This window comes from Aliivibrio sp. A6, from assembly GCF_028765505.1.
Lineage (GTDB): Bacteria > Pseudomonadota > Gammaproteobacteria > Enterobacterales > Vibrionaceae > Aliivibrio > Aliivibrio finisterrensis_A.
Map to the genome: position 1 here is coordinate 1 of NZ_JARACR010000036.1, position 14,785 is coordinate 14,785.

A 14,785-nucleotide genomic window follows, 5' to 3' on the forward strand; every position below is an offset into this window, starting at 1 on the left:
GCCCCAATAAATATTGAGGCTTAATGATTATAAATAGTAACTTGAATTAATTTGGTGGAATTAGCTTCATTCCTAAACCAATTCGAGTTTGGTCATGATCATAATCAATTAAGGTTTCACCGTATCCCTTCCAGGCTTGAACATATAAACCAACAAATTTATTTAAATACAAAGTATAGCCTGCTTCTGCTCCACCTTTGTTTGTTCCAAAATTATAATGAAAACGTGTATTAAACTGGCCTATATCATTTCCGAACTTTAGCCATACGTCATAGTCACCTAAATAGTCAGTCATGTCTTCATTTGGTGTTTCATCAGAAAAGACATACCACGCTCTAACACCATACTGAACAGGACCGTCAATGCGTTCTAAAGCACCATACATTCTATCCCAACTACGAGATAAACTGGCTGTTTGGCCATTTGATTCATGTACATAACCAATCTCTGCATTATTAAATAACAACATATTTGATTGATGCATTACAAAGAACTGAGGCTTATAGTTGGTTTCTCTAAAAGGGGATGAAATATCACTGTTTCCCAACTGCCATAATGATTTTTGTGTATATGCAAACATAACCGATGTACTTTGATTGATCGGAATAATTGGAACAGCTAAAGAAAATTGAAATTTAACTTCAACTTGTTGTAACCCATCAGCATCTTCAAAACCACCTGCTACATAGGTGTCTTTATTCAACTCATTGGTATAGGTACCTAATACATAGCTGTCTTCATAACTATGAATACGATTTAATTCTTTTGCTGATGTTACAAGAGGAATAGCCAATGCAATTAATAGCATCCATTTTTTCATAATTGACCTTTTGTCAGTAACTTGCCTTTTTACATAGTAGAAGCAAAATGTATACCGACATTTCACTTTTTATGTGTAATTATCTTATATCTACTTTGCGACTGTTTTTTTTATATTGAATACGCCACCCAGACTATGTAGGAAGTTCCCATCTTTTGAGGTCGCTCTTTCTATCGCCTTTTATGTACGTTAACACGATACGTTTGCTCGAAGGGAAATATTCAACAGACACGGTTACATCGGGTAATACAACGATTTGAGGATACGTTGATAAGAAATCACTCAATTCCCATTCAGGGATCCCATCATAAATAAAATCATCTTCACTAAACATCTCCATATCCTCTAATGAGGTAACTCCTAGTTCTCTTAACTCTTGAGTGAACCAAGACTCAAACGTTATTACGGAGATCTTCTTATTACCATTTAATTGACAATATAGCTGCCAAGCGGCAATTTCCGTTTCTCTTTTCTCCTTAAGTGATGGCAAGATGCAACCGTCAATCACTTGAGAAACGATAACCGCTATTGCATCCTCTTCTTTCGGTTCAACATAAACCGTTTTCAATAGTCGATTGGCGTAGTAATAATCATGCGCTATTTTAATGTCTTGACTATTATTAACACATTCACCAACTCGACATTCCGCCAATCCACTTTCAATAATCCAAGAAATATCTATCGGTGCCAGTGCTGTTGCAATTGTCAGTGTCTGTTTATTGCCTCTTCCAGGTAAAGAAAACTGATTAAATATAATAGCGGCTTCATCAGCAGGTAAAAAATGATTATTTCGACCAAGAACAACTTCCAAATAACCATTACCAAAAGCTTCTCTTCGTTTCTCTCTACGAACAAAAACCAACTCAGGCAGCTTTTCTACCAATTGCTGTAGTACTTCCTCTCTTTTCAATCGACTACTGACTGATAATTCTGGTAGCCCTAATTCATTACGGATCTGCTTTGCTAATGCCTGAGCTTCTTTACGCAATTCATCATCAATCATTAATCCTTCACAATCATGATCTCGAACAATAGAGACTAAAGTAACGAGATCACAGGATTTAGGGTTCCAACGCAAAAACTCATCTCGTGCCATTTCTGAATTAGCGATTGAGAACAATTTATTTGAAACAGAAAGCCCCGCCACTAAATCGGCAACGGTTTCTTTTTCAGAGCGGCCTTTCACTACCGAAAGCATATGCGAAAAGAGGGTATCAATGGGTAAGGGAAACAATTGCAAGCCATAATCAGTGATCATAAGTTCACTGTTTATCGCTCCCATTTGTTGTAGTTTTTCTTCGGCTAATGCTAATGATTTTTCTGGTAACGACTCTAAGAATGTCATATCTCGCAAAGCTTTCTTACAACTGGCAGAGGCCAATACCGCTTCAACTAATTCTTCTCTTTGCAGTTCTGGCGGTGTCATTTTTTCGAGTGGAGCATGTTCGCCATATAATCGAAGTGCTTGACCGGATTGAGTTCGCCCTGCTCGTCCTGAGCGCTGCTCTGCACTCGCTTTAGAAATGGCTTGAAGAGATAACGTAGTTCGGCCATTTCGTTGGTGTGTTCTTCGCTCTAATCCAGAGTCAATAACCACCGTGACATTTGGGATAGTAAGGGAAGTTTCTGCCACGTTAGTCGAAAAAATGATCCGCTGTTGGCTCGACTGAGTTAATGCTTGCTTACGATGTAAGTCTGATACCCCTGCAAACAGAGGGATCACTTGGTGATTAGGATATAACCCTGTGGCTATTTGTACGCATTGTATGATTTCTTTTTTACCTGGTAAGAACACCAATATATCGCCAGTTTCTCCTCGCTGAATAACCGTTTTTAATGTTGAGATAATTCGCTGTTCGATGTCCCTTGCCGATGGCATTTGTTGCGAGTGCTCAGAAATATGTGATATTTGAACGGTAAACTGTCGGCCTTTAGCGGTTAAAACCGTGGCGTTTGCATAGCTCGCTAATGGCTTAGTATCTATGGTAGCAGAGGTTAAGATAAGACGATGCTGTTGATGATCATGCAATAACGATAATAATAGATCCGTATCCCATCGACGCTCATGAAACTCATCAATCATAATATGAGAAAATGAAACTAATTTGTCTTCCATGAACCACTTTAATGCGATTCCAGGGGTCACAAATACAATCTTACTCTCTTCACAATATCGACTATCGAGTTTTATCGCATACCCAATATCTTCCCCCAAAGCCTTACCACTTTGTAGTGCTAGATATTCTGCCAATGCGGTACAAGCTATCCTTCTCGGCTCAATGACTAAGACACGTCCATGCTCCGCAGCCCATAGTGGCAAGTGTGTTGATTTTCCTGAACCCGTTTCAGATTGAACGACTGCATTTTTGGTTAAAATAACAGATGAAAACTCAGAATGAATGGCATTAATTGGCAACAAAAACATACAAACCGTAAAATAATAGAATATTTGACTACTCTAGCGGATTTGATTGATAAAAACATGACTCTATTCGCACTTTATTTTCATTCACGCTTTGATATTTGTTTAAAGTAGGAATAGGATCTGTGGTTCATTCTTGATTTGAAGAAGCATAACAATGAATAACAACAAACGTCCCCTATATATCCCTTATGCTGGCCCAGCACTTCTAAGTACCCCTCTACTAAATAAAGGCAGCGCCTTCAGCACTACTGAGCGTAAATATTTTAACTTAGAAGGCTTACTTCCTGAAGCAATCGAAAGCATCGAAGAGCAAACTGGTCGTGCTTATAAGCAATATCAAAGTTTTGAAAATGATATGGATAAACATATCTACCTACGTAATATTCAAGACACGAATGAAACCTTGTTTTATCGCTTAGTTCAAAACCATATCAGTGAAATGATGCCCATTATTTATACGCCTACCGTTGGTGCTGCGTGTGAAAACTTCTCAAATATTTATCGTCGTGGTCGTGGGTTATTTATCTCTTATGAGAACAAAAATCGAATTGATGACCTATTAAACAATGCCGCAAACCAAAACGTAAAAGTAATTGTAGTTACTGATGGCGAACGTATTCTTGGCCTTGGTGACCAAGGTATCGGAGGCATGGGTATCCCTATTGGTAAGTTGGCACTGTATACCGCATGTGGTGGTATTAGTCCTGCGCATACCCTACCTATCGTTCTTGATGTAGGTACGAATAACCCTCAACGTCTTGCTGACCCTATGTACATGGGCTGGCGTCACCCTCGTGTAACGGGTGATGAATACGCTGAGTTTGTTGAGGACTTTATTCAAGCCGTTCAACGTCGTTGGCCTCAAGCACTTGTTCAATTTGAAGATTTCGCACAAAAAAATGCGATGCCTTTGCTTGAGCGTTACAAAAATCGTATCTGTTGCTTTAATGATGATATCCAAGGTACTGCTGCCGTTACTGTGGGCTCTCTACTTGCAGCATGTAAAGCCGCGGGCAGTTCATTAGCTCAACAACGTGTTACCTTCTTAGGTGCAGGTTCGGCGGGTTGTGGTATTGCTGAAGCGATTATTGCTCAAATGGTATCTGAAGGTATTTCTGATGCGCAAGCACGTTCACAAGTGTACATGGTTGACCGTTGGGGCTTACTGCAAGAAGGCATGCCAAATCTACTTGATTTCCAACAACGTTTAGTACAAAAAGCTGAAAATACGAAAGACTGGGTTTCTGAAGAGCCTAACTATTCACTTGTCGATGTTATGCGTAATGCAAAACCAACCGTATTAATTGGTGTATCTGGTGCTCCTGGCTTATTTAGCAAAGAAGTTATCCAAGAGATGCATAAGCATTGTGAACGCCCTATCGTCTTCCCGTTATCAAACCCAACAAGCCGTGTTGAAGCGACGCCAAATGATATAATTCGTTGGACTAATGGACAAGCACTAGTCGCAACAGGTAGCCCATTCGATCCTGTAACACACGATGGTCAAACTTACCCAATTGCACAATGTAACAACAGTTTTATCTTCCCTGGTATTGGTCTAGGTGTGCTGGCAATTAAAGCAACTCGTGTTTCTGATGAAATGTTACAAGAATCAAGTCGTGCATTAGCAGAATGTTCGCCACTTGCTATTAATGGCTCTGGTGCGCTTCTTCCACCACTGGAAGAGATCCACACAGTATCTAAGAAAATTGCCTTTGCCGTTGCTAGAAAAGCAATTGAACAAGGGTATGCTCTAGAGATTACTGACGAAGCACTGCATCAAAAAATTGAGCAATACTTCTGGAAACCAGTATACCGTCGTTACAAACGTACTGCGTTTTAATTAAAAATTTCCACCAAAATCAAAACCAGAGAAAATTTCTCTGGTTTTTTTTCAACTATATGTTTCTATTACCGATATATTAACTAAATACAATTAAAAAGATGCTAACATGAATCACGTGATTTCTTTCTTTAACTCAATGGGAAGCTACTTAACCCCATACTTATCAGATATTTCAGTTGCTATGATTGCTTGTGCTTTAGTCATGCTAGGAGGGGATATAAATCGAGCACTTCGTGCTTTTCTTTCTGGTAAACACTTTTTAATTCGTACCTGTGCTTTTATCGGTGTAAATGCTTTTGGTTATGGCCTATTAATTGTAAAAGCATCACCCTTTCTCACTTCTGCACTGCGATCTATTGAACCTGCTTTTATGCTTGCTATTGTTCTTTCTACCTTTATTATTATCGGTATGTGGGCACAAAAAAATCGCCAAGTATAATATCTACTCATCAAGTTGAGGCTCAATGAAACTCCCTTTACTTCATCATGTTAAGTTATGGTTGAAAATTATCACGCTAATCATAGGGGTTATTGTATCTGCTGTTCTGCTGGCAGATTTATCGATTTCTTTATCTACATCATCTCAACTATATAAAAATATTGAAACGCTGCCCTCTCAAGAAACGGCTCTTGTTCTTGGCACGAGTAAATATATTCGCCGAACGTTAAATCCATACTATCAATATCGTATTGATGCTGCCATTGAGTTATACAAACAAAATAAAGTAACCCACTTTTTATTAAGTGGTGATAACGCTCATCGTTCTTATAATGAACCATGGACAATGAAAAGAGACTTATTAAAAGCCGGGATCCCAGAAGAAAATATTACTCTTGATTATGCAGGCTTTAGAACACTTGATTCTGTACAAAGAGCAACACAAATATTTGACGCGAATAGCCTTACCATCGTAACTCAAAAATTTCATTGTCAACGAGCTGTGTTTATTGCTAACCACTTCTCTATGGATACAGTCTGCTTAGTAGTACCTTCTCCTACAGGGTGGGCAAATACAAAAATCAGGATAAGAGAAATATTGGCGAGAACGAAAGCTTTATTAGATTTATATATTTTTAATGTACAACCTAAGTTTCTAGGTCCAAAAGAGCCGATCAAGCATGAACCCATGCCTATAGAATAAAAAAAGCCTTATTACAAACTATGTAATAAGGCTTTTATACAACTATTTTTATACGACTAAGAGCTGAAATGCTTAATTTCTAAAACGCAGACTATCATTAGTACCCATAATATTTGCACTGGTTATTACTCGATTTCGTCCTGCATTCTTTGCTTTATATAACGCATCATCAGCACGAGCAATAACCTCACTTATACGCTCATCTTTCATTTCTGCGACACCTAAACTACAGGTCAGTGACTCATTATGACACCATAAATGATGCTCAACGGTTCGGCGAATGTGCTCTGCTTTCTCTGCCGCTTGTTGTACATTATGGTTTGGGCAAAAAACGATAAATTCTTCCCCTCCCCAACGCACCAAAAAATCTGTATTTTTAATTGCACTTGCCACGACTAACACAAACTCTCTTAATATATCATCTCCAATTTGGTGACCAAGTTTGTCATTAATCTTTTTAAAGTAGTCGATATCTATATAAATAACAGAGAAGGTCTGTTTTCCCCAGCGAACTTGTTGAGACATTTGATCTAACCAATCGCGTACTGCATTTCGATTTCGAGCCCCAGTTAATGAATCACGATGCGCAAGCTCTGCAAATTCAACATTCTTCTCTTTAAGGACATCATTTAATTTACGTAATCGACCTTCACGATAAGCACTTGCTTTAAGGCTTCTGCTTAATCTCTTTTGTTCATGTACAACATAGCCAATAATTATAACCAACCACATGTACAAGATAATTTTGAGTAGTGTGTTCTCTCTTATCCATGAGCCACGTAGCTCTATGCTATTTATCGTCATTTCAAAATCCCCATTTGTCACTGTCGATGGCGTGGCGATTTCTATTATTGATATATTAGTAAATTCTGGTGTGGTATGTTCGACCGGTACTTTATAATCCGCAATCCACCAAGTCAGAACCTGAAAATCAGACAAAGCAATTTCTTTAGGTCCAGCATTAAACCCTGGCTCGTACTCAACCCCATTAAATTTTAATGATGCTTCATCATTTCGTTTCGTGTATATAGGGTTGCTGTTTCGCAAATACACACGTAATCGACCATTTGGGTCAGCACTTTTATAGTCTATATCTAAAATAAGTTTTGAGTACGATGAAAGATCAATACCTTCAAATACACTGTCGGACAGATGAATAGCCAATTCACAATATGGCCAAGCATATTTTCCTTTTTTCATGGCACAGCGCATTGAAGGTTTGCCATTTTTTTCAACTAAAACAGCCTCACTGATGCCGCCAACTTTTTTATCATCCGCCGCATAATATTGATATTGTTCAGGGCTAATAGTAATCATTTTAGTATCCCCCTTAAAGTGATACCAAACTAACGCCCCAATAGACAAAATCAACATTCCTATTGTGATTTTTTGAAAAACTCGCATTGTATTCCTTTACTAAGCTTATCGAATTTTTAGACATTCATTCCAAAAAAATAATAACGCACATATTTCGCTTCGCAAAACAAATTTTATCGTCTCTATCTAAAAAGTATAAATAGCACGATTTTTTATGACTAATATCAAACATTCAATATAATCAGATAACACTATTGATAGTAAAAATAGGTAATGCATTGATAAGAAAGGATAATATTATGACTAAACGTCATTTATTTGGCTTTCTTGTGTTTTGTAGTATTCTGTTGTGGATTTTAATTATTACACTTTGATATAAAATAAAAAGTCAGAAATAACAATGGCGCTCAATATGAACGCCATTTTTATTATACTTAACTAGATGGAACTATTTATCTAAATATCGAATTGAATATAAATAGAATTGTAGTTACTGCCGCCTTTTATACGATTATATTGGGATGAGTTTTCAAAAATTGCAGAGCGGTGATGAATACTATAACCAAGCCATACACCATCTAAATCTCGCTGATTAAATAAATCACCCAAATTCACATCAAAAGAAAAATCTAGATAGTTTAATAACTTACTTTCTTTATACCCCTTTCTATCCATTTCAGACTGTTCGATGTAAGAAACGCGATTGATGTATGATAGGCCTTCAGCAACACCAAGTCGCCATTTGGTTGGCCATGGGATCGTCGCGTAGGCCTTAATCGCAACAACAAATTCTGAATTTAAATTTTGTACATCTGATTGCCAATGCTGAACATAACCAGGAGTTAAGTACAAATCGATGGGCAGTGAAAATAGCTCATCCGTTAAGGGTAGACCATAAAAAACAGACGTCATTTGGTTATTATGCGGGTCTTTTTCTGAATCTAAGCGAATAATATCGCCAATATTAGATGGTGTAGCCCAGCCATGAGCTATACGTAAATATGGTTTATTTGTTATGTCTTTGCGAGAGGAAGTACTGCTATCTGTAAAGAAACCCACCCCTAAGAAGTATTCAAATTCCCAACGATTATCAATATATTGGCTACTGTATGCACTATCATCTAAACGAGATACATAACTACCGCCAAGAAGATATAGATTAGACGTAACATGATAACGAGACATAAAGCCCGCTTTTACATCAACACCTGCACTTAATGTGTCATTGTTGCTGTCATTTAAACCATAGTAATAACTATTAAACTCTGATTCTTTCCATCGAGCTTCTATGCTTGGATTAAACCACCAATCTCCTGATTCTATTTCTGCCCCAAGTCTAAAGTTCATGTAAGAGCGAAATTCAGGATCAACCATTAATTCAGAATCAAAGAACCATTCATTATTGATGCTATATCGAGCTTGGAGACCGGTATCCACAACATCTCCACCTGCCTTATTTTGAGCTTCTTTAGGTAGGTCAAAATAACGCAAACGCATTAATGCACTTAATTGCCAATCACTCTGTTGTATACGGAATACTGGCTGTTCGAATAACCGCAGCAATACCCCAGTCCTTTTCTTTTTCCTTTAGGGGAACAATCTGCTCCTCTTCGCTATTATGATGCTCTTCTGAGTAAGCCGAGCTGACAAAAAGCAATGGAACAATAATTAGACATAGGCGCTTTAGGTTAAAAACATATTTATACAAAAGAAGTACTCTACATTAAGTTAACAATAGGGATTGGTTAAAAGACAAACGAACTAAGCAATTGAAGTAAAATATAATTTCAATCAACTTTAGAATTTAAGTATAGTGTTGATACTAATGAATAGTAATCCATCTCTTGAGAAAAAAGTGTGAAAATTTCAAAACTGATTCAAAACTTACAAGATATTCAAGCATCCAGTGACGATGACTTAGAGGTCGTAACAGGTGAAGAATGGTTTCCAGAACAATTATTAAATACTTCAGTAAACCATAACATGACATTCTTGCACTTTGACCGCATGCCTAGTGATATTCCAGCTGAGATTGACGCTCGTGGCTTTCTTGAGCATGAAGAAGTGCTTATTAAAAAGCTCATTAATAATGTGATTTTTAGCGAACTAGAGCCTGAAGATATGGTTAATAAACTTACTTCGATGTTAATTTTCAGCCATGAAAACATCAGCTCTGATGTGATTGAACACTTTAGTGAAACCGAAAAATAAAAAGTAGGTACAATACCTACTTTTGATTATTTAATGCTATTACCCAAATGGATACCAAAAGAGACTCGTTTCAACAACACGCTTGGTAATAGCTAAAATCACAATAACTAACAACCCACTCATCATGAGCTTATCTGTTCTTGTTATTACTTTTTCACTAAACCATGTTCTGCTTTTCGCTCTTCCAAAACCTCTTAATACCATAGCATTAGAGATTTCATCCGCTCTATCTAGGCTAGAAAAGATCAATGGCCCAAGTATTTTTGCAATATTACTAATACGAGTAAATACAGGCACGTTCTTCGATAAATCAACTCCGCGAGCTTGTTGTGCATGCATAATGTTCACAAAATCGCTTTTTACTTCAGGCAAATAACGTAATGTTAAGCTTACTGCATAAGCAATTTTATACGGTAAGCCAATACGGTTTAAACTTGCAGCAAATTCCGTTGGATGTGTTGTAAATACAAACACAAGAGCAATTGGGAACATACTAAAGTATTTTAAAGTTACGGTTATTAAGTAAAATAAGGTCTCTTGTGTAATCGCATAACTACCAAAAATTGGCATTATCACGGTTGTTGAACCCAGCAGTTCATTGCCTTGATTGGGAGCAAGTAAAAACATAAACACCGCATTCATACTTAGAACTGTCGCAGTGCCAATCAGTAATGGCTTATATGCTTTAAATGGCACTTTTGTCGCCCTTAGCAAATATAAACCAATCATGATCAGCGGAACAATGATCCGCAAATCAAATGTCGTCAAGACCACCGTTATCCATGTTATAAATAGAAGAAACTTGGTTACGCCATTTAAACGGTGAAGCCAAGTATCTAAATCCACATAGTTAATACCAAAACTTTGTTTATTAGTGGACATTCTTTTTACTCTCATGTTCTGCGGTTATGAACTGCTGTATAAAGCCTGTAATATTGGTAATACCTAGCTTCTCTGCTAGCTCATATAGGCTTGTTACGGTTAAATTTGCTTTATTTAACAATTCCGGTTTACTAAAGATATGAGTTACTTTTTGATCAGCAATACATTTACTATCGGCAATTACAATAGCGCGAGTGGTATGCTCTAATACTAGGTGCATATCATGCGAAATAATAAGTACAGTTAAACCAAGTTCACGATTTAGCTGATTAATGAAGCTCAACATCGAGGTATAATTTTGATAATCTTGCCCAGCAGTTGGCTCATCAAGGATCAATAATTCAGGTTCAAGAACCAAAATTGATGCAATAGTGACCCGCTTCTTTTGCCCATAGCTCAATGCATCAATAGGCCAGTGACGAAAACGGCTTAATCCGCATAAATCTAAGGCTCTAAGTACTTTATCTTCTGTTTCTTTTTCTGATAAACCACTATTCACTAAACCAAACGCAACTTCATCATAAATCATATGGTGAGAAATCATATGGTTTGGGTTTTGTAGTACCACTCCCACTTTTTGTGAGCGCTCATAAATAGACAACTCGGCGAGATCTTGGCCATTTAATACAATAGAACCTTGATCAGGGTGTAAAACGCCCATTACAAGTTTTGTTATTGTCGATTTACCAGATCCATTTTTGCCTAAAATAGAGACAAATTCGCCTTTATTCACCGTAAAAGAGATATCTTCTAGTGCATTGATCTTACCATCGTATGAATAGCTCAGGTTTTCAATAGATAAAAGCGTCTCTTCTCTTACTTCTAAAGGTGTTGAAGGCTCATTATCTAAAAACCAAGAATCAACCGCTGATTTAATTTGATTGTTAGGGATTGATGCTAGATGACTACAGTTTGCTAATGAGTTAAGGTCAATACCACATCGTTTTAATAACGAAATATACAATGGCTCTCTAATACCGTGCTCTGCTAATAGCGGGGATCGAATTAACGCATCAGGCGTCATATCCGCAACTATTTCACCTTGATCCATTAAAATAATACGATCCACAGAACGATAAAGAACGTCTTCCAAACGGTGCTCAATAATAACAACCGTTTTACCACTGTTTTTATGCAAATCATCAATGATGTCAATCGTTGCCTTGCCTGTTTTTGGGTCAAGACTTGCTAATGGTTCATCAAACAATAAAATATCAACATCGTCTACCAGAATACCGCCAAGTGATACTCGCTGTTTCTGCCCGCCACTGAGGTCGTAAGGCGATTTTTTCAATAGCTGTTCAAGGTCAACCATTTTAGCCGTATCACGAACAATCGGGTACATTTTAGCTCTTGATACCATTTGATTTTCAAGAGCAAAAGCAATGTCCTCACCTACCGTTAAGCCTACAAATTGACTGTCAGTATCTTGTAAAACCGTACCTACATTTTCAGTGTATTGTTCTATAGGCCATTCTGACACATTATGGTCATTAATATGAAGTTGACCCTGGCTCTCGCCTTTAATGGTATGAGGAATAAGACCATTCAAACATTGGCCTAATGTTGACTTACCACTACCGCTTGGGCCGATAATTAAGATCTTTTCTCCTTGCTCTATCCTTAGATTGATATTTTTAAGCGTCGGCTTATCCTGTGACGCATATCGAAAAGAGAAATTAGAAAAGGTTACGCTCATTTATTATGGCGCCTCTGTTAGGTTTGTGCTTTGCTGCTTACGTTTTGCTAGGTTAGTCAAAATAAAGTAACCCACGATCGCAATAAGCACCGTATTACCTGCTGCAATAATGCAAAGCTGCATAAATACTTTTGTGAATGGTTCTGCATATAAAATAGTGTCTAAGAAAGCAGAAGTACCGTAACCAATTACATTGCCTGCAAAGGCCAATACAACGAAAATGAAAAAGTCTTTTTTATCAAAAAGTCCCGATTCAATACGTTTTTTTGTAATGATAGGAAATAAACCAATAACCAAGCCAACAATACCAGAGCCAAGTACCCACGTAAGCCAAACTCCCCAACCTGCAAACAAATCTGTTACCCAGTGGCCAATAAAACCAACTAAGAAGCCTACGATCGGTCCATAAAGTACCGAGAATAGTGCAAGCACAGCCATGGCTGGTTTTAATGTTGTATTCGCAAATACAGGAATACCAAACATTGGTAAGCCACCAATACCATACAGAGCAGCACCGATAGCAATAACAACAACAGTTTTAGCAGAAAGGTTCATAATCTTTGCCTTGAAGCATAAATGAGATAAATAACTAGAAAGGCGCGCATTATACAGTAACTTGCGCGGTTTGGAAATATTTACATCTAGACGTCTACACGTTTTTTAAGGCACTAATTACTCGGTTTGATATAATACCAATCTACATAAGTATTTGATCATTCTTGCTTGTTAAAATTGATTATATCTGCGTTATAAATTTTGTAATTAGATCCACTAGTTACTGTAATTTATGCCTTGCTCTAATCGATTTTTCCTACGCAATTATCTGAACAACTACTTATCCAGAATGGTATAAATTCGGATAGCCGTTTTGATTTAATAGAAAAGAAAAAAGGCTCATCATTTCTGATGAGCCTTTCTAATTGATGGTGCCCCGGGCCGGACTTGAACCGGCACAGCGCGAACGCCGAGGGATTTTAAATCCCTTGTGTCTACCAATTCCACCACCAGGGCACGCAATTTCTTGCGATGCCGCTTACTGAAAAGTAAAACACCATCTGTAATTACCACTACTGCAGTAACTTTTAATTTGGAGCGACATACGAGGTTCCCGATCTTCAAGGCTTAGGCGTGACCTCAACCTTGGCTAGGTTATTCTTTCATACAAAAGAACATTCAACGTATTTCACTTTAAAATCTGGAGCGACACACGAGGTTCGAACTCGTGACCTCAACCTTGGCAAGGTTGCGCTCTACCAGCTGAGCTAGTGTCGCATTATAAAGAATGGAGGCGCCTCCCGGAGTCGAACCGAGGTCCACGGATTTGCAATCCGCTGCATAGCCACTCTGCCAAGGCGCCATCTCTTTACGGGGCTTAATGTAACTGATTTAAAAAAAGAGTCAAACAAAAATTTGAATTTAACTCTCTGTTTGTAGACTTTATCGCCAAAACGTTGATAATTCAGCTAACATGTTGAAAAAACAACCTATTTAGCGCGCCATACTTTAATTTCTGATTGCCCCTTCCCTTTCGGTTTACGATCAGTATTACGGTTTGAGCTAGGTTTACCAAAACGCTCTTCTTTGGCTTTTTCACGACGTTTTTCATTAAACGTATTATTTGAGTGGTGATTACGACCTGAACTTGCTTTTTTCAAGACTCTAATCTTCCCATCAACTTCTTTAATTTTACGAGAGGCTTCTTCCGTTTTACTTGATTCACCTATCATACTATTAATCTCGTTCATTTCAGAAGCCGTTAAATAACGCCACTCACCAGAAGCCAATTTGCCAAGGTCAATATTCATAATACGCACACGTTTTAGTTTAAATACTTCATAATCTAAGTATTCACACATACGACGAATTTGGCGATTTAACCCTTGAGTTAACGTAATTCGAAATACAAATCGCGATTCTTGTTTAATCTTACAAGGTAAAGTAACCGTATCTAAAATAGGTACGCCTGCTGCCATTTTCTGTAAGAATTCCTCAGTAATCGGTTTATCAACACGCACAACATATTCTTTTTCGTGAGCATTACCCGCACGCAAGATCTTATTTACAATATCGCCATCACTGGTTAAAAAGATCAAACCATCTGACGGCTTATCCAAACGTCCAATTGGGAAGATACGTTGTTCATGGTTAATGAAATCAACAATATTCCCTTCAACATGACGTTCAGTTGTACAAGTAATACCTACGGGTTTATTAAACGCAATATAGATACGCTCTTGTTTCGCTTTTAGTGGTTTACCATCAACTAAAACTTCATCACCTTCAGCAACTTTTGTTCCCATTTCAGGAACCTTGCCATTAATAGTAATACGTTCTTGATCAATAAGCTTATCGGCTTCTCTGCGCGAGCAGTAACCTGTATCACTGATGAATTTATTTAAGCGTGTTAATTTAGGTTCTGGTGATGTCATGATGTACCTCAAAA

At 37.6% G+C, this 14,785-nt stretch carries 11 protein-coding genes, 3 tRNA genes and 1 pseudogene; 4 read left to right on the plus strand and 11 right to left on the minus strand.

All coding sequences use genetic code 11. The annotated features are described in order from the left end of the window. Nucleotides 1-46 precede the first annotated feature (46 nt). A complete protein-coding gene (locus tag PVK70_RS16370; RefSeq protein ID WP_130047469.1) occupies nucleotides 47-820 on the minus strand; it encodes a phospholipase A in 774 nt (257 codons plus the stop codon). Nucleotides 821-953: 133 nt separating this feature from the next. Continuing rightward, entirely contained in the window at nucleotides 954-3,245 is a 2,292-nt protein-coding gene (locus tag PVK70_RS16375) for a helicase-related protein (RefSeq protein WP_130047468.1), read from the minus strand. Nucleotides 3,246-3,399: 154 nt separating this feature from the next. On the opposite strand from PVK70_RS16375, the gene PVK70_RS16380 reads away from it, so the two are divergent. The 3 genes from PVK70_RS16380 (at nucleotide 3,400) to PVK70_RS16390 (ending at nucleotide 6,233) form a co-directional block, all read left to right on the plus strand. Further along, nucleotides 3,400-5,088, plus strand: a complete 1,689-nt coding sequence (locus PVK70_RS16380; protein ID WP_130045582.1) for an NAD-dependent malic enzyme — start codon at nucleotides 3,400-3,402, stop codon at nucleotides 5,086-5,088. 109 nt (nucleotides 5,089-5,197) lie between these two features. Continuing rightward, entirely contained in the window at nucleotides 5,198-5,530 is a 333-nt protein-coding gene (locus PVK70_RS16385; protein ID WP_130045581.1) for a DUF3392 domain-containing protein, read from the plus strand. 25 nt (nucleotides 5,531-5,555) lie between these two features. Continuing rightward, the gene (locus PVK70_RS16390) at nucleotides 5,556-6,233 is read left to right on the plus strand and encodes a SanA/YdcF family protein (RefSeq protein WP_130047467.1); all 678 of its coding nucleotides are present in this window, start codon (nucleotides 5,556-5,558) and stop codon (nucleotides 6,231-6,233) included. A 72-nt stretch (nucleotides 6,234-6,305) separates the two neighbouring features. On the opposite strand, the gene PVK70_RS16395 is transcribed toward PVK70_RS16390, so the two are convergent. Then, nucleotides 6,306-7,637: a GGDEF domain-containing protein gene (locus tag PVK70_RS16395; RefSeq protein WP_130047466.1), complete on the minus strand. Its 1,332-nt coding sequence runs from the start codon at nucleotides 7,635-7,637 to the stop codon at nucleotides 6,306-6,308. Between the two features lie 369 nt (nucleotides 7,638-8,006). Further along, nucleotides 8,007-9,219 (minus strand): annotated as a pseudogene (locus tag PVK70_RS16400) (MipA/OmpV family protein). Nucleotides 9,220-9,407: 188 nt separating this feature from the next. Here PVK70_RS16400 and PVK70_RS16405 point away from each other — a divergent pair. Continuing rightward, entirely contained in the window at nucleotides 9,408-9,761 is a 354-nt protein-coding gene (locus PVK70_RS16405; protein WP_130047465.1) for a hypothetical protein, read from the plus strand. Nucleotides 9,762-9,800: 39 nt separating this feature from the next. Here the strand turns inward: PVK70_RS16405 and PVK70_RS16410 are convergent, their stop codons facing one another. From PVK70_RS16410 to rluF, 7 genes are all read right to left on the minus strand, one after another. Continuing rightward, nucleotides 9,801-10,643, minus strand: coding sequence for an energy-coupling factor transporter transmembrane component T family protein (locus PVK70_RS16410; RefSeq protein WP_130045576.1), 843 nt, complete (start codon nucleotides 10,641-10,643; stop codon nucleotides 9,801-9,803). Next, entirely contained in the window at nucleotides 10,633-12,342 is a 1,710-nt protein-coding gene (locus tag PVK70_RS16415; protein WP_130047464.1) for an ABC transporter ATP-binding protein, read from the minus strand. Before PVK70_RS16415 ends, PVK70_RS16410 begins: the two co-directional genes overlap by 11 nt. A gap of 3 nt (nucleotides 12,343-12,345) precedes the next feature. Beyond that, entirely contained in the window at nucleotides 12,346-12,897 is a 552-nt protein-coding gene (locus PVK70_RS16420; RefSeq protein WP_130045574.1) for an ECF-type riboflavin transporter substrate-binding protein, read from the minus strand. Nucleotides 12,898-13,266: 369 nt separating this feature from the next. After that, nucleotides 13,267-13,353 (minus strand) — tRNA-Leu (locus tag PVK70_RS16425). A 185-nt stretch (nucleotides 13,354-13,538) separates the two neighbouring features. Continuing rightward, a tRNA-Gly gene (locus PVK70_RS16430) sits at nucleotides 13,539-13,614 on the minus strand. 11 nt (nucleotides 13,615-13,625) lie between these two features. After that, nucleotides 13,626-13,699 (minus strand) — tRNA-Cys (locus PVK70_RS16435). Nucleotides 13,700-13,826: 127 nt separating this feature from the next. Next, nucleotides 13,827-14,771, minus strand: coding sequence for a 23S rRNA pseudouridine(2604) synthase RluF (gene rluF, locus PVK70_RS16440; protein WP_130047463.1), 945 nt, complete (start codon nucleotides 14,769-14,771; stop codon nucleotides 13,827-13,829). Nucleotides 14,772-14,785: the final 14 nt, after the last annotated feature.